The organism is Micromonospora sp. WMMA1923, assembly GCF_049179195.1.
Lineage (GTDB): Bacteria > Actinomycetota > Actinomycetes > Mycobacteriales > Micromonosporaceae > Micromonospora > Micromonospora yangpuensis.
In genome coordinates, this window is record NZ_JBMHLZ010000001.1 from 4,302,714 (window position 1) to 4,319,262 (window position 16,549).

At 65.9% G+C, this 16,549-nt stretch carries 9 protein-coding genes, 2 tRNA genes, 3 rRNA genes and 1 pseudogene; 4 read left to right on the top strand and 11 right to left on the bottom strand.

From position 1 onward, the window contains the following. Nucleotides 1-100: 100 nt before the first annotated feature. Nucleotides 101-2,719: a valine--tRNA ligase gene (locus tag ACN28G_RS19360; RefSeq protein WP_091442544.1), complete on the bottom strand. Its 2,619-nt coding sequence runs from the start codon at nucleotides 2,717-2,719 to the stop codon at nucleotides 101-103. Between the two features lie 69 nt (nucleotides 2,720-2,788). Here ACN28G_RS19360 and ACN28G_RS19365 point away from each other — a divergent pair, with 69 nt between their 5' ends. Beyond that, nucleotides 2,789-3,472: a hypothetical protein gene (locus tag ACN28G_RS19365; RefSeq protein ID WP_091442547.1), complete on the top strand. Its 684-nt coding sequence runs from the start codon at nucleotides 2,789-2,791 to the stop codon at nucleotides 3,470-3,472. Nucleotides 3,473-3,589: 117 nt separating this feature from the next. Here ACN28G_RS19365 and rrf read toward each other — a convergent pair. The 3 genes from rrf to ACN28G_RS19380 all read right to left on the bottom strand — a co-directional run bounded on the left by rrf (nucleotide 3,590) and on the right by ACN28G_RS19380 (nucleotide 8,776). Beyond that, nucleotides 3,590-3,706 (bottom strand): 5S ribosomal RNA (rrf, locus tag ACN28G_RS19370). Between the two features lie 84 nt (nucleotides 3,707-3,790). Next, a 23S ribosomal RNA gene (locus ACN28G_RS19375) occupies nucleotides 3,791-6,903 on the bottom strand. A gap of 358 nt (nucleotides 6,904-7,261) precedes the next feature. Continuing rightward, a 16S ribosomal RNA gene (locus ACN28G_RS19380) occupies nucleotides 7,262-8,776 on the bottom strand. The 16S, 23S and 5S rRNA genes sit together here, the layout of an rRNA operon. Nucleotides 8,777-9,468: 692 nt before the next feature. Between ACN28G_RS19380 and ACN28G_RS19385 the strand changes: the two genes are divergently transcribed. Next, on the top strand, nucleotides 9,469-9,690 hold the full coding sequence (locus tag ACN28G_RS19385) for a hypothetical protein (RefSeq protein WP_091442549.1): 222 nt from the start codon (nucleotides 9,469-9,471) through the stop codon (nucleotides 9,688-9,690). Between the two features lie 158 nt (nucleotides 9,691-9,848). Here ACN28G_RS19385 and ACN28G_RS19390 read toward each other — a convergent pair whose 3' ends face one another. The 6 genes from ACN28G_RS19390 to ACN28G_RS19415 form a co-directional block, all read right to left on the bottom strand. Continuing rightward, nucleotides 9,849-10,646: a carbon-nitrogen hydrolase family protein gene (locus tag ACN28G_RS19390; protein WP_091442552.1), complete on the bottom strand. Its 798-nt coding sequence runs from the start codon at nucleotides 10,644-10,646 to the stop codon at nucleotides 9,849-9,851. A gap of 321 nt (nucleotides 10,647-10,967) precedes the next feature. Further along, on the bottom strand, nucleotides 10,968-12,263 hold the full coding sequence (gene clpX / locus ACN28G_RS19395; RefSeq protein ID WP_091442555.1) for an ATP-dependent Clp protease ATP-binding subunit ClpX: 1,296 nt from the start codon (nucleotides 12,261-12,263) through the stop codon (nucleotides 10,968-10,970). Between the two features lie 213 nt (nucleotides 12,264-12,476). Further along, nucleotides 12,477-13,139 (bottom strand): ATP-dependent Clp protease proteolytic subunit, encoded by a 663-nt coding sequence (locus ACN28G_RS19400; protein ID WP_091442560.1) that lies wholly within the window; start codon nucleotides 13,137-13,139, stop codon nucleotides 12,477-12,479. Between the two features lie 10 nt (nucleotides 13,140-13,149). After that, complete coding sequence (locus ACN28G_RS19405) at nucleotides 13,150-13,791, bottom strand: ATP-dependent Clp protease proteolytic subunit (protein ID WP_091442563.1); 642 nt, start codon at nucleotides 13,789-13,791, stop codon at nucleotides 13,150-13,152. Between the two features lie 173 nt (nucleotides 13,792-13,964). After that, nucleotides 13,965-15,311, bottom strand: a complete 1,347-nt coding sequence (gene tig, locus ACN28G_RS19410) for a trigger factor (protein WP_175440628.1) — start codon at nucleotides 15,309-15,311, stop codon at nucleotides 13,965-13,967. Nucleotides 15,312-15,468: 157 nt separating this feature from the next. After that, nucleotides 15,469-15,542, bottom strand: a tRNA-Pro gene (locus ACN28G_RS19415). A gap of 148 nt (nucleotides 15,543-15,690) precedes the next feature. Here ACN28G_RS19415 and ACN28G_RS19420 point away from each other — a divergent pair. After that, a tRNA-Gly gene (locus tag ACN28G_RS19420) sits at nucleotides 15,691-15,764 on the top strand. Nucleotides 15,765-15,787: 23 nt separating this feature from the next. Then, a pseudogene (locus ACN28G_RS19425) lies at nucleotides 15,788-15,883 on the top strand (hypothetical protein); the annotation flags it as partial. A 54-nt stretch (nucleotides 15,884-15,937) separates the two neighbouring features. Here the strand turns inward: ACN28G_RS19425 and ACN28G_RS19430 are convergent. Next, entirely contained in the window at nucleotides 15,938-16,390 is a 453-nt protein-coding gene (locus ACN28G_RS19430) for a hypothetical protein (protein WP_421480034.1), read from the bottom strand. Between the last annotated feature and the right edge of the window lie 159 nt (nucleotides 16,391-16,549).

The window sequence follows — 16,549 nt, forward strand, 5'->3', positions numbered from 1 at the left end:
CCACGCTCGGCCAGCTCGGCGTCGACCGCCGCGAACTCGCCCGACGACGAGCGGTCGGCCCGGCCGCGGGCGGTGGGTGCGGTGTTCTCGGTACGTTCGGTCACGACGGAAGCGCCTCCAGGGCGGCATCGATCCGGATCAGGTCGGCCTCGGCCACGGTGAGCCGGGCCCGGATCTTGGCGACCACGGGCTCCGGTGCCTTGCCGACGAAGGCCGGGTTGTCCAGCTTGGCGCGGGCCTGCGCCACCTCCTTCTCGGCGGCGGCCCGGTCCTTGGTCAGGCGGGCCCGCTCGGCGGCCAGGTCGATCGACCCCCGGGTGTCCAACTCGACGTTGACCGCACCGGCCATGGCCAGGGTGGCGCTGGCCTGGAAGTCGTCGCCGGGAGCGTCGAGCCGGACCAGGGAACGGATCAGCGGTTCGTGGGCCGCGATGCCCGCCCCGGGCAGGCCGTCCAGCCGCGCGGCGACCCGCTGCGTCGGGCGCAGCCCCTGGTCGGACCGGAACCGCCGGATCTCGGTCACCACCCGCTGGACGGTGCCGAGTTCGCGTTCCGCGGCGTCGTCGATCCGGGTACGGTCAGCCACCGGCCAACCGGCCGTGGTGACCGTCGCGCCCCCGGTCAGGGCGGTCCACAGCTCCTCGGTGACGAACGGGATCACCGGGTGCAGCAGCCGCAGCAGCTGGTCCAGCACGTGCCCGAGCACCCGGCGGGTCCGCTCGGCCGCCTCGCCACCGGCGGCGAGCACCGGCTTGCTCAACTCCACGTACCAGTCGCAGACGTCGTCCCAGGCGAAGTGGTAGAGCAGGTCGCAGACCTTCGCGAACTCGTACCCCTCGAACTGCTCGTCGACCTCGGCGGCGACGTGTGCCAGCCGGGACAGGATCCACCGGTCGACGGTGGAGAGCTGCTCGGCGGCGGGCAGCTCCCCGCCGGTGTGCGCGCCGTTGAGCAGCGCGAACCGGGTGGCGTTCCAGAGCTTGTTGCAGAAGTTCCGGGAGCCCTGACACCACTCCTCGCTGACCGGCACGTCGCCGCCGGGGTTGGCGCCCCGGGCGAGGGTGAAACGGGTGGCGTCGGCGCCGAACCGGTCGATCCAGTCCAGCGGGTCGACCACGTTGCCGAACGACTTCGACATCTTCTTGCCGTGCTCGTCGCGGACCATCCCGTGCAGGGCGACGGTGCCGAACGGCGGCGTGCCGTCCATCGCGTACAGGCCGAACATCATCATCCGGGCGACCCAGAAGAACAGGATGTCGTACCCGGTGACCAGCACGCTGGTCGGATAGAACCTGGCCAGGTCGGCGGTCCGGTCCGGCCAGCCCAGGGTGGAGAACGGCCACAGCCCGCTGGAGAACCAGGTGTCCAGCACGTCCTCGTCCTGGTGCCAGCCCGCACCGGTCGGCGGCTGCTCGTCGGGGCCGACGCAGACGATCTCGCCGGCCGGGCCGTACCAGACCGGGATGCGGTGGCCCCACCAGAGCTGGCGGGAGATGCACCAGTCGTGCATGTTGTCCACCCAGGCGAAGTACCGCTTGGCCAGCTCGGCCGGCTCGATCTTCACCCGGCCGTCGCGCACCGCGTCACCGGCCGCCTCGGCCAGCGGGGCGGTGTTGACGAACCACTGCAGCGACAGCCTCGGCTCGACGGTGGTCTTGCACCGCGAGCAGTGCCCCACCGCGTGCACGTACGGCCGCTTCTCGGCCACGATCAGGCCCTGCTCGCGCAGGGCGGCGACGATCGCCGGCCGGGCCTCGAACCGGTCGAGACCCTGGAACGGGCCGGGCGCGGTGATCACTCCCCGCTCGTCCATCACGGTCAACGCGGGCAGGTCGTGGCGCTGGCCGATCTCGAAGTCGTTCGGGTCGTGCGCCGGGGTCACCTTGACCATGCCGGTGCCGAAGGCCGGGTCGACGTGCGCGTCACCGACGATCGGGATCCGCCGCCCGGTCAGCGGCAGCTCCACCTCGGTACCGATCAGGTGCCGGTACCGCTCGTCGTCGGGGTGCACCGCCACCGCGGTGTCGCCGAGCATCGTCTCGGCCCGGGTGGTGGCCACCACCACGTCGGCGCTGTACCGGATGGAGACCAGCTCACCGTCGTCGTCGGTGTGCTCCACCTCGATGTCCGACAGCGCGGTCAGGCAGCGCGGACACCAGTTGATGATCCGGTTCGCCCGGTAGATCAGGCCGTCGTCGTACAGCTTCTTGAAAATAGTCTGTACGGCCCGCGACAGCCCCTCGTCCATGGTGAAGCGCTCGCGGTCCCAGTCGACCGAGTCGCCGAGCCGGCGCATCTGGCCGAGGATCGCCCCACCGGACTCCGCCTTCCACTGCCAGACCCGCTCGACGAACTTCTCCCGTCCGAGGTCGTGCCGGGACAGCCCCTCGGCGGCGAGCTGTCGCTCGACCACGTTCTGGGTGGCGATGCCGGCGTGGTCCATGCCGGGCAGCCAGAGCGCTTCGAAGCCCTGCATCCGCTTACGCCGGATCAGCGCGTCCTGGACCGTGTGGTCGAGGGCGTGCCCCATGTGCAGCACACCGGTGACGTTCGGCGGCGGGATGACGATGGTGAAGGGCGGCTTGTCGCTCTGCGCCGAGGCGCGGAAGTGGCCGGCGGCTACCCACTGCTCGTACCGTCGCTGCTCTACCTCGCCGGGCTGGTACTGGCCGGCAAGGGTCGGGGCGTCGGGGCGTCGGGCATCCAGTCTCTCGGTCACAGGCAAAGTCTACGGAGCGCTTCGGCGGACCCGGCGTGCGCCACCGCTGCTTCGCGTACGGTGTCGGCTATGTCCGACGCACATCTCACCCAGCGGCCGTACGACGACGACGGCGAGCTGATCGAGCTGACCGGGGAGCCCATCCAGCTCAGCAACCGGGACCCGGAGAACGGGTCCCGCCGGTCCGTGTTCGGCTCCCGCCGTTGGCGCTGGGCGATGGGGATCGCGCTCGCCGTCGGGGTACTCGGCGCCGGCGCCCTCGGGTCGGTGGCCTGGCGGGTGGCCCAGCAGAAGGACGCCGACCTGGCCACGCCCCCGGAGGTCGCCGGGCTGACCCGGGACAGTGACGAACGGGCCCGCAGTACCGCCGACTACCTGCGCAGCGGCCTCGCCGCCAACATCGACCTGGACCGCAGCTTCGGCAACGTCTACAACGACAAGGGACAGCCGCAGCGGCCGGTGCTCATCTTCGGCGGGACGACGCTGCTCTGGCAGCCCGAGCGGGACCTCGACACCCTGTTCGAGCTGATGGCGGACGAGGCCGGGGCGGTCGACGGCCTGCGCGAGGTGCCGGCGGGCCGGTTGGGCGGCACCATGAAGTGCGGAACCACCAGTGGTGACGGTGGCGATTTCGCGGTGTGCGGCTGGGCCGACCACGGCAGCGTGGTGATGGCGCTCTTCCCGGGCCGTCCGGTCGACGAGGCCGGCACCCTCCTGCGCACCATCCGCGAGGAGATCCAGACCCGCCGCTGACCATCCGCCGGTGCTGCGCTTCCGCGGCCGCCTGCCCCGGCGGGCGGGCACCGCGTGTCTCGGGCTGGAAACAGCAGTGAGGGCCATCCCTGTCGGGATGACCCTCACTGTAAGAATGTCCGGCGGTGTCCTACTCTCCCACACCCTCCCGAGTGCAGTACCATCGGCGCTGGAAGGCTTAGCTTCCGGGTTCGGAATGTAACCGGGCGTTTCCCTTCCGCCATGACCGCCGTAACCCTATCGACATATCAAACAACACCCACACACGGTGATGTCGTTCGTTTGTCAAGAGTTGCACAGTGGACGCGTAGCAGCTTCGTAGTCAAGTCCTCGGCCTATTAGTACCGGTCAACTCAACCCGTTACCGAGCTTACATTTCCGGCCTATCAACCCAGTCGTCTAGCTGGGGGCCTTACTCCACCAAAGGTGGATGGGATACCTCATCTTGAAGCGAGCTTCCCGCTTAGATGCTTTCAGCGGTTATCCCTTCCGAACGTAGCTAACCAGCCGTGCCCCTGGCGGGACAACTGGCACACCAGAGGTTCGTCCGTCCCGGTCCTCTCGTACTAGGGACAGCCCTTCTCAAGTATCCTACGCGCACGGCGGATAGGGACCGAACTGTCTCACGACGTTCTAAACCCAGCTCGCGTACCGCTTTAATGGGCGAACAGCCCAACCCTTGGGACCTGCTACAGCCCCAGGATGCGACGAGCCGACATCGAGGTGCCAAACCATCCCGTCGATATGGACTCTTGGGGAAGATCAGCCTGTTATCCCCGGGGTACCTTTTATCCGTTGAGCGACACCGCTTCCACACGCAAGTGCCGGATCACTAGTCCCGACTTTCGTCCCTGCTCGACCTGTCAGTCTCACAGTCAAGCTCCCTTGTGCACTTGCACTCAACACCTGATTGCCAACCAGGCTGAGGGAACCTTTGGGCGCCTCCGTTACCCTTTAGGAGGCAACCGCCCCAGTTAAACTACCCACCAGACACTGTCCCTGAACCGGATCACGGCCCGAAGTTAGATACCCAAATCAACCAGAGTGGTATTTCAAGATTGCCTCCACCCATACTGGCGTATGGACTTCACCGGCTCCCACCTATCCTACACAAGCTAATTCGGATACCAATGTCAAGCTATAGTAAAGGTCCCGGGGTCTTTCCGTCCTGCCGCGCGTAACGAGCATCTTTACTCGTAATGCAATTTCGCCGGGCCTGTGGTTGAGACAGTGGGGAAGTCGTTACGCCATTCGTGCAGGTCGGAACTTACCCGACAAGGAATTTCGCTACCTTAGGATGGTTATAGTTACCACCGCCGTTTACTGGCGCTTAAGTTCTCCGCTTCGCCCCGAAGAGCTAACAGGTCCCCTTAACGTTCCAGCACCGGGCAGGCGTCAGTCCATATACATCGAATTACTTCTTCGCATGGACCTGTGTTTTTAGTAAACAGTCGCTTCCCCCTGCTCTCTGCGGCCATACAACGCTCCACCCGCGCGGGGCTTCACGTCTCCGGCCCCCCTTCTCCCTAAGTTACGGGGGCAATTTGCCGAGTTCCTTAACCACAGTTCGCCCGATCGCCTCGGTATTCTCTACCTGACCACCTGTGTCGGTTTGGGGTACGGGCCGCTAAGAACTCGCTAGAGGCTTTTCTCGGCAGCATAGGATCACTGACTTCACCTGAATCGGCTCGGCATCACGTCTCAGCCTACATGCGCCACGGATTTGCCTATGGCACGGCCTACACGCTTACCCCGGCACAACCACCGGCCGGGATCAGCTACCTTCCTGCGTCACCCCATCGCTTGACTACTACCCGCCAGGTTCCCACGCTCCCCACCATCAACCCGAAGGCCTCAAGCAGTTCGGATGGTTAGCACAACGAAGTTCATCAGGGACGCTCTTTCGCGGGTACGGGAATATCAACCCGTTGTCCATCGACTACGCCTCTCGGCCTCGCCTTAGGTCCCGACTCACCCAGGGCGGATTAGCCTGGCCCTGGAACCCTTGGTCATCCGGCGGAAGGGTTTCTCACCCTTCTTTCGCTACTCATGCCTGCATTCTCACTCGTGCCGCGTCCACAACTCGATCACTCGGCTGCTTCACCCCCGGCACGACGCTCCCCTACCCATCCACACACCTGCACCCCCACCCAAAGACGGGGACGAAGTAAAAATGTGAATGCCACAGCTTCGGCGGTGTACTTGAGCCCCGCTACATTGTCGGCGCGGAACCACTTGACCAGTGAGCTATTACGCACTCTTTAAAGGGTGGCTGCTTCTAAGCCAACCTCCTGGTTGTCTATGCGATCCCACATCCTTTTCCACTTAGCACACGCTTAGGGGCCTTAGCTGGTGATCTGGGCTGTTTCCCTCTCGACTACGAAGCTTATCCCCCGCAGTCTCACTGCCGCGCTCTCACTTACCGGCATTCGGAGTTTGGCTGATTTCGGTAAGCTTGTGGGCCCCCTAGACCATCCAGTGCTCTACCTCCGGCAAGAAACACACGACGCTGCACCTAAATGCATTTCGGGGAGAACCAGCTATCACGGAGTTTGATTGGCCTTTCACCCCTAACCACAGGTCATCCCCCAACTTTTCAACGTTGGTGGGTTCGGCCCTCCACGTAGTCTTACCCACGCTTCAGCCTGCCCATGGCTAGATCACTCCGCTTCGGGTCTAGAGCATGCGACTCAAACGCCCTATTCAGACTCGCTTTCGCTACGGCTCCCCCACACGGGTTAACCTCGCCACATGCCACTAACTCGCAGGCTCATTCTTCAAAAGGCACGCCGTCACCCCTAAAGGCTCCGACGGATTGTAGGCGAACGGTTTCAGGTACTATTTCACTCCCCTCCCGGGGTACTTTTCACCATTCCCTCACGGTACTCGTCCGCTATCGGTCACCAGGAAGTATTTAGGCTTACCAGGTGGTCCTGGCAGATTCACGGCAGATTTCAGGAGTCCGCCGCTACTCGGGAACACCCACAGAAGACCAGCCACTTTCACCTACCGGACTCTCACCGACTACGGTCAGCCTTCCCAGACTGTTCAGCTAGCAACTGGCTTTATCACTCCTCACACGAGTGTCAGCTCGTGTAGCAGGGTCCCACAACCCCGACCACGCAACCCCTGACAGGTATCACACGCAACCGGTTTAGCCTCAATCCGCTTTCGCTCGCCACTACTCACGGAATCACTAAATTGTTTTCTCTTCCTACGGGTACTGAGATGTTTCACTTCCCCGCGTTCCCCCCACACACCCTATGTATTCAGATGCGGGTGACATCACATGACTGATGCCAGGTTTCCCCATTCGGACACCCTGGGATCACAGCTTGGTTGACAGCTCCCCCAGGCCTATCGCGGCCTCCCACGTCCTTCATCGGCTCCTGGTGCCAAGGCATCCACCGTTCGCCCTTGACAACTTGACCACAAAGATGCTCGCGTCCACTGTGCAATTCTCAACAAACGACCAACCCACAACCCACCAACCCCACACCAGCAACCCACCAGGATCCGGTATGCGAGGCCAGGCCATGCCTGGCAACCTCATCACAAGGCTCTGAAAAAACAACCATGGTTGTTCCTTCAGGACCCAACAGGGTGCTCTCCGCCTTCCCCCAGCCGCACCAGGATCACCGTTCCCACCACTCCGAAAAGCAGCTGTACTAGACGACCCCGACCGTTGCCAGGAGAAAACTCACCAGTGTCTCCGCCATTCGAGCACCCCACCACCACATTCGGGCAGTGCGGGCTCCTTACCGACTTTCGTCGGAAGGTGCTCCTTAGAAAGGAGGTGATCCAGCCGCACCTTCCGGTACGGCTACCTTGTTACGACTTCGTCCCAATCGCCAGCCCCACCTTCGACGGCTCCCTCCACAAGGGTTGGGCCACCGGCTTCGGGTGTTGCCGACTTTCGTGACGTGACGGGCGGTGTGTACAAGGCCCGGGAACGTATTCACCGCAGCGTTGCTGATCTGCGATTACTAGCGACTCCGACTTCACGGGGTCGAGTTGCAGACCCCGATCCGAACTGAGACCGGCTTTTTGGGATTCGCTCCACCTCACGGTATCGCAGCCCATTGTACCGGCCATTGTAGCATGCGTGAAGCCCTGGACATAAGGGGCATGATGACTTGACGTCATCCCCACCTTCCTCCGAGTTGACCCCGGCAGTCTTCGATGAGTCCCCGCCATAACGCGCTGGCAACATCGAACGAGGGTTGCGCTCGTTGCGGGACTTAACCCAACATCTCACGACACGAGCTGACGACAGCCATGCACCACCTGTGACCGCCCCCGAAGGACCCCCCATCTCTGGAGGTTTTGCGGCCATGTCAAACCCAGGTAAGGTTCTTCGCGTTGCATCGAATTAATCCGCATGCTCCGCCGCTTGTGCGGGCCCCCGTCAATTCCTTTGAGTTTTAGCCTTGCGGCCGTACTCCCCAGGCGGGGCGCTTAATGCGTTAGCTGCGGCACAGAGAACCGGAGAGGCCCCCCACACCTAGCGCCCAACGTTTACAGCGTGGACTACCAGGGTATCTAATCCTGTTCGCTCCCCACGCTTTCGCTCCTCAGCGTCAGTATCGGCCCAGAGACCCGCCTTCGCCACCGGTGTTCCTCCTGATATCTGCGCATTTCACCGCTACACCAGGAATTCCAGTCTCCCCTACCGAACTCTAGCCTGCCCGTATCGACTGCAAGCCCGCAGTTGAGCTGCGGGTTTTCACAGTCGACGCGACAAGCCGCCTACGAGCTCTTTACGCCCAATAAATCCGGACAACGCTCGCACCCTACGTCTTACCGCGGCTGCTGGCACGTAGTTGGCCGGTGCTTCTTCTGCAGGTACCGTCACTTGCGCTTCGTCCCTGCTGAAAGAGGTTTACAACCCGAAGGCCGTCATCCCTCACGCGGCGTCGCTGCATCAGGCTTCCGCCCATTGTGCAATATTCCCCACTGCTGCCTCCCGTAGGAGTCTGGGCCGTGTCTCAGTCCCAGTGTGGCCGGTCGCCCTCTCAGGCCGGCTACCCGTCGTCGCCTTGGTAGGCCATCACCCCACCAACAAGCTGATAGGCCGCGAGCCCATCCCAAGCCGAAAAACTTTCCACCACCAACCATGCGATCAGCAGTAATATTCGGTATTAGCCCCGGTTTCCCGGGGTTATCCCAAAGCCTGGGGCAGGTTGCTCACGTGTTACTCACCCGTTCGCCGCTCGAGTACCCCGAAGGGCCTTTCCGCTCGACTTGCATGTGTTAAGCACGCCGCCAGCGTTCGTCCTGAGCCAGGATCAAACTCTCCAACAAAAACTTGTCGAAAAATCAACCCCGACAACAAACAACATGTTGCCAAAGGAATCCGAAACCAACCGATCGAAACCGGCCAGCCCGGGGTATAAAACAATTGGCACTGGCTTATCAAGCACCCTGTTGAGTTCTCAAAGAACAACCACACACCAACCAGAAACCCGAATCTTTCGGGGCCCTGTCTGGGGCAACCGCTCTAACCTACCCGAACCGGTTTTCCGCGTCAACTTCGCAGTGGAAGTCTCACCTTCTACCAGCTCTTTCCACGCTGACGCACGCCGTATCCGGCGGTCGTTTCTGTCGTGGGAATCGGCAGACCGGCCGATCACCACTCTCGCGGTGACCCGCCCGGCTCCCTGCCGGCTTCAGCATTCTACCCGGTCGGCTTCGCGATTGCAACTCCATCTTGCTGAGTTCTTCGCACCGCCCGATCCCAGCCTCGCTCGGCGTCTCCGCCACGATCCTGGTGCCCGTTCTCGGCCGGTTTGCCCTGGCCTCCCCCGTGCAGAGAGAAAGTTACGCGTCCGCCCCGGAGAAGGCAAATCAATGATCGTCAATCATCCTGACGCGACGTCCTCCGCCAGTTCCGGCCCGCGGGTGCTACCCGTCCCACCGGCGCCGGGAGGTCACTCAGGGCTCATGATGCCCGCGGGACGGCCTATGCGGTGGCCTCCCGTGCCAGAGTGTCAGACATGGATGACGTGGGCAGGTCACCGGCGCTCGCCGAGGAGGCGCTCCTCGGCCTCCTCGTACCCTTCTGGCAGGTGGTCATCGGGGCGGTGGTCCTGGTCGCCGTCGTGATGTCGATCGGGCGACTGGCCCGCCGGGGCCCCTCCCGGATGACGACCGCCCTGCTGGTCACCGCCGCCGCCATCGCGGGCTTCGCACTGCTGGGGGTCCTGCTACAGGGTTAGCTCACCCCGTCGGCTGAACTCGCCGCCCCGCGTTCGCCTCGTGGCGTCGGGCCCCCGGCCCCCGCGCGGCTCACCGCCGGTGGTCGGCCCAGCGCCAGCGCCGGTGCCAGCACCCGCGATTGGCAGGGCCGGTGATCTGTTCAGCGCCCCCGGACGGCTCAGAGCCGGCGGTTGGCCAGGCTGGGCAGCTCGGCACGGATCCGGTCCAGCTGGTCGAGGTCGACGTCGACGACGCTGAGCCCCGGGCCGTCCGGCACCTGACCGAGCACGGTCCCCCACGGGTCGACCACCATGCTGCGCCCGAAGCAGGTCCGGCCGGGATCGTGGTCCCCCGTCTGGCCGGCGGCCACGACGAAACACTGGTTCTCGATCGCCCGCGCCCGCAGCAGCACCTCCCAGTGGTCCCGCCCGGTGTGCATCATGAACGCCGCCGGCACGACGAGCAGTTGGGCGCCACCGTCGGTGGCCAGTTGCCGGTACAGCTCGGGGAAGCGCAGGTCGTAACAGATGGACAGCCCCACCCGGACCCCGTCGACGGTGACCACCACCGGCTCGTCCCCCGCCGCCACCGTCGCCGACTCCCGGTAGGAGACCCGGCCGGGGATCTCCACGTCGTACAGATGGATCTTGCGGTAGCTGGCGGCGAGGGCGCCGGACCGGTCGAAGACCAGGGAGGTGTTGTAGGTGTGCTCGGGGTCCGGGCCGACCTCGTGGAAGGAGCCGGCGACGACCCAGATGCCCAGCCGGCCCGCCACCTCGGCGAAGAACGTACCCACCACGCCGTCGACCGGTTCCGGCTCGGGCAGCCCGGCCGCGGGGCCGAGGTAGTCGACGTACTCCGGTAGGACGGCGAGGTCGGCGCCGGCGTCAGCGGCGCGGACCAGCAGGGCTTCCGCGGCGGCCAGGTTCGCCGTCCGGTCGTCGCGGGCGTTCAGCTGGCAGACGGCGACACGCATGGCGCTCCTCGGCGGTACGGCCGCCGGCAGGCGGCGGGCTCGGGTATCCGACCACCGGCAGGGCGACTCGGCGGCGCAACCGCCGCAGACGGCGGCTCAGGGGTACAGCCGCCCACAGACGGCGGCTCAGGGGTACGGCCGCTCGCACAGCCGGCGGCTCAGGGCTACGGCCGCCCGCAGGTGGCGGCTCGGCGGGTCGGGCCGCCGTCGGGACGACGGTCCACGGGCTCGGCCGCCGGTGGCGGTGGCGGCGGTTAGGAAGCGTACGGCCGCCATCCGGTGCGACGGAGAGCGTCGACGGATGGCGGCCGGTGGGGCGACTCAGGCGGACTTCTCCTCGCGCTCCCGGCGGGCCCGGCGACCGGTGAACTCGCGGGGCACGATCGTCGGGTTGACGTTCTCCAGGACCACCTCGCGGGTGATCAGCACCCGGGCGGCGTCCGGGTTGCTCGGCACCTCGTACATCACGGAGAGCAGGACCTCCTCCATGATGGCGCGCAGACCCCGGGCCCCGGTGCCACGCAGCATCGCCTGGTCGGCGATGGCCTCCAGCGCCGGCGGCTCGAACTCCAGCTCGACGCCGTCGAGCTCCAGGAGGCGTTGGTACTGCTTGACAAGCGCGTTGCGCGGCTCGGTGAGGATCTGCACCAGGGCGGTGCGGTCCAGGCTGCGTACGTTGGTGATCACCGGCAGTCGGCCGATGAACTCGGGGATCAGCCCGAACTTGAGCATGTCCTCCGGCATCACCTGGCTGAGGATGTCGTCGGTGGAGCGCTCGGAGACCGCCCGTAGCCGGGCGCCGAAGCCGGTGCCGCCCTTGCCGGTGCGCGACTCGATGATCTGGTCCAGCCCCGCGAAGGCTCCACCCAGGATGAACAGCACGTTTGTGGTGTCGATCTGGATGAACTCCTGGTGGGGGTGCTTGCGTCCACCCTGCGGCGGGACGTTCGCCACGGTGCCCTCAAGGATCTTGAGCAGAGCCTGCTGGACGCCCTCGCCGGAGACGTCGCGGGTGATCGACGGGTTCTCCGACTTACGGGCGATCTTGTCGACCTCGTCGATGTAGATGATGCCGGTCTCGGCGCGCTTGATGTCGTAGTCCGCGGCCTGGATCAGCTTGAGGAGGATGTTCTCCACGTCCTCACCGACGTAGCCGGCCTCGGTGAGCGCGGTGGCGTCGGCGATCGCGAACGGGACGTTGAGCATCCGGGCGAGGGTCTGCCCGAGGTGGGTCTTGCCACACCCGGTCGGCCCGATCAGCAGGATGTTGGACTTGGCCACCTCGACGCCCTCGTGGCCGGAGCCCGGCGCGTTGGCCGCCTCGGCCTGGATGCGCTTGTAGTGGTTGTAGACCGCGACGGCGAGCGCCTTCTTGGCCTGGTCCTGACCGATGACGTAGTTGTCGAGGAACTGGCAGATCTCCATCGGCTTGGGAAGCTCTTCCCACTTCACCTCGCCGGACTCGGCCAACTCCTCCTCGATGATCTCGTTACAGAGATCGATGCACTCGTCGCAGATGTAGACCCCGGGCCCCGCGATGAGCTTCTTGACCTGCTTCTGCGACTTGCCGCAGAAGGAGCACTTGAGTAGGTCGCCGCCGTCACCGATCCGTGCCACCTACGTTCTCCCTGCACTCATCGGCCGGAGCACCGGCCCTGACCTGCGAACCTTGCGGTCCGTCGTCCCTGCCTGACCTCGCCGGTCCGACCCAACGAAGCGGTACGGACCCGACGTTACCCGCTGGGGAAGGTTTCTCCGACCCCCAAAACGGGTGTGTCAGAGGCCGACCGGGAACGTCGCTCCCGGGTCGACCTCTGACCCGAAACTCTCTCAGCTGGCGGCGCTGGAGGCCAGCAGACCCTTCTTGCGGCTGGTCAGGATGGTGTCGACCAGCCCGTACTCCTTGGACTCCTCGGCCGTCATGATCTTGTCACGGTCGATGTCCTTGCGGACCAGGTCGATCGGGCGGTTGCAGTGCCGGGAGAGCATGTCCTCCAGCTGCGTCCGCATCCGCAGGATCTCCCGGGCCTGGATCTCGATGTCCGAGCCCTGCCCGTACCCACCCTCGGTGGCGGGCTGGTGGATGATGATCCGCGAGTTCGGCAGCGCCATCCGCTTGCCCGGGGTGCCCGCCGCGAGCAGCACCGCCGCCGCGCTGGCCGCCTGCCCGAGGCAGACGGTCTGGATGTCCGGCCGGACGTACTGCATGGTGTCGTAGATCGCCGTCATCGCGGTGAACGAACCACCCGGCGAGTTGATGTACATGATGATGTCGCGGTCCGGGTCGGTGCCCTCCAGCGTGAGCAGCTGGGCCATCACGTCGTTGGCCGACGCGTCGTCCACCTGGACGCCGAGGAAGATGATCCGGTCCTCGAAGAGCTTGTTGTACGGGTTGGACTCCTTGACCCCGTACGAGGTGCGCTCGACGAACGACGGCAGGACGTAACGGTTGTGCACGGCCGCGAACTGGGGCGGCAAACTCAGGTCGGTCATCGTCAGCTCCTCAGCTCAGGGTCCCGGCGCCTTCCGGAACCTGGGTGGCTCCGGTGATCACCTTGTCGATGAAGCCGTAGTCCATCGCCTCCTGGGCGGTGAACCAGCGGTCCCGATCCGAGTCCGCCTCGATCTGGGCCTGGTCCTGGCCGGTGTGGTGCGCCACCCGCTCCTGGAACATCCGCTTGGTGTAGAGCATCTGCTCGGCCTGGATGGCGATGTCGGAGGCCGTACCGCCCATGCCGCCCGAGGGCTGGTGCATCATGATCCGCGCGTGCGGGAGGGCGTACCGCTTGCCCCTGGTGCCCGCGCAGAGCAGCAGCTGGCCCATGGAGGCCGCCATGCCCATCGCCACGGTCGACACGTCGTTGTCGATGTACTGCATGGTGTCGTAGATCGCCATGCCGGAGTAGACCGAGCCACCCGGCGAGTTGATCCAGAGGAAGATGTCCCGGTCCGGGTCCTCCGCCGCGAGCAGCAGCAGCTGCGCGCAGATGCGGTTGGCCACCTGGTCGTTGACCTCGCTGCCCAGGAAGATGATCCGCTCCTTGAGCAACCGGTTGTAGACCGAGTCGTCGAGGTTGCCAATTGAGTCGCCACCGCGGGCTTCGATCGCCCGGCTCGGCGTCCTTGGGATGTGCATGTCGGTCATGGCAGCCCTTCGCTCTCCGTACCGTCGTACCCGACACTAACCGTTGAGTCGGACGGCAGCGCCCCGGTCGGGGCACTGTTCGCTCTCAGCGCACCGGGCGCTGCGGACGTACCCGCAAAAGGGTTTCGGCCGCCGAACGCCGCGAGCGGCGGACGACGGCCCGACCCGGACGATCAGTGCTCGTGGTTGTGCTCGGCCTCTTCCTGGGCGCGCAGCGCGTCGAGGGTGACCTCGTTGCCGGCCGAGTCCTTGATCTTGATGCGCTCCATCACCGAGGCCAGCGCCTTGCCCCGCCGGACGTCGCCGAAGACGGCGGCCGCCGCGCCGGAGCGGGCCAGCTGGTCGTAGTACTGCTGCGGGGGCATCCCGGCGCGCTGCGCCCGGTGCACGATCTCGTGCCCGAACTCGTCGTCGGAGACCTGGACGTCCTCGGCGTCGGCCAGGGTGTCCAGCAGCAGCTGGATCTTGACCCCGTCGGTGGCCGCCTCGGTCAGCTCGGCGTCGATCTGCTCCTCGGTCTTCTCCTCGGCGGCGAGGTACTCCTCCATCGAGGCGCCGATCCGCTCCAGCTGGTCGACCATGGCCGCCTTGCGGCTCTCGACCTCCTCGCGGACCACGCCCTCCGGCGCGGGCACCTCGGCGGCGGCGACCAGCTGCTCCAGGGCCTTGTCCCGGGCGGCGTAGATCTGCTCGACCCGCTTGCCCTTGCTGACCTTCTCCCGAAGGTCGGCCCGGAGCTCCTCGATGGTGTCGAACTCGCTGGCCAGCTGCGCGAACTCGTCGTTCAGCTCGGGCAGGTCCTTCTCCTTGACGGTGCGGACGGTCACCGCGACGTCGGCCTCCCGGCCGGCGAAGTCGCCACCGACGAGCTGGGTGGTGAAGGTGGTGCTGTCCCCGGCGGCCAGGCCGACCAGGGCCTCGTCCAGCCCCGGCAGGAGCTGCTTGCTGCCCACCTCGTGGGAGATGTTGCTCGCCGAACCGCCCGGCACGTCCTCGCCGTCGACGGTGGCGTTCAGGTCGATCTGCACGTAGTCGCCCTCGGCGGCGGCGCGCTCGACGGTCTTGAGCGTGGCGAACCGCTCCCGCAGGCCCTTGACCTGGTCGTCGATCTCGCTCTCGTCGATCTGCAGCTCGTCCACGGTCACCTCGATGGTGGCCGGGTCCGGCAGGGTCAGCTCGGGGCGGACGTCCACCTCGGCAGTGAAGTTGAGCGAGTCACCGTCGTTGAACTCGGTGATCTCGACCTCGGGGCGGCCGAGGGTCTTCAAGTCGTGCTCGCGGACCGCGGCGAGGATGTTCTGCGGGATGGCGTCCTGCACCACCTCGTTGAGCACGGCACCCCGGCCCACCCGCTGGTCGATCACGGCGGCCGGGATCTTGCCGCGCCGGAAGCCGGGCACCTGGACCTGCTGGCCGATCTCCCGGTACGCCTTCTTGAGGCTCGGCTCGAGCTCGACGAACGGCACCTCGATGGCGAGCCGCACGCGCGTCGGGCTCAGAGTCTCGACGGTGCTCTTCACAGGCGTACTCCTTGAACGGATCTCGGTTGAATCTGGGCGTCTCGCGGTGACGACCGGTCGCCACGGCAGGGATTGCGCCCATCGAGTGTAGGCGAGCCGGCCCGACGGCTCGGCAGCGCCCGGCGGACCACCGGCGAAGGCGGCCCACCGACGACAGTCGGGGTGGCGGGATTTGAACCCACGGCCCCTCGCTCCCAAAGCGAGTGCGCTACCAAGCTGCGCCACACCCCGTGGCGACGTGCAGTCTATGCCGTCCGCGCCCGCCGGGGACCCCGGGGCCGCCGTCGCCGCGCCGCCCGGGCCCGCCCGGCGGGTGAGCTGACTGCACGGCCGGCCCGGAGACCGGGTACGCTGTCGGCGCGCCCCTAGCGGGGTGTGCGCGGGCGTAGCTCAATGGTAGAGCTTCAGTCTTCCAAACTGACTACGCGGGTTCGATTCCCGTCGCCCGCTCCACAGCATGCCGGTCCAGGCCCGAGCTGGTACGAGGCGGCCCGAACCGCAACCTCAGCCTGCTCGACGCCCGGCGCAACTTTGCCGTCCACGGAGCAGCCGACCCGAAGGACCTGAGGCACGTCCGGCCGCCCCCTGTCCGAGGAACATCCGCTCGGTGGTCGAGGCCGGGCTCCCTAGCCGGTCAGCTCCTGACGCCCCAGGGTGCCGGAGTCGTTGGTCGGACGGGGACGTCCTCGGTGCTGTGCTCGCGCCTGGAGCTGCCCCCACGTCGTCGCCACCGCCTCGTCGAAAGGCAACAGCACCACGCCGGATCGCCACTGCACGAGGTCAGCCAACTTGCGTGGACCCCAACTCCGCAGCACGGTCCACTTGGTCAATTCTCCGAGCGTCACGAACGTGATGCACAGCGTCTTACCGGCCAGACGGGCACGAAGCCGGTCGTGCAGCCGGCCCCGCAGAATCGCCGACGCGACGTCGGTACCTGACTGACCGGGCGGCGCAAGACCGGGCGCTCCCGGGATCAGGGCCTTGATCGACTCGGTTGGGCTGAAATGGCTGGGTCGAAGCACCGTGGATACCGCCACATCAGCCCAACCGAGTCGATCAAGCCGGGCGGACCAGATCATGCCGGGCGGACCAGACCAAGGCCCGATCGGGGTGGGCACCCCGGGGTGACAGGGCCGAGCGTGCTGGCGTGTCAGCAGGTGGGAGGGCGGGGGCGGGAGCACTCCCGTACTGCGGGACGCGGACAGATCGAAAGCTGCCGACGCCGAACATTGACTCCG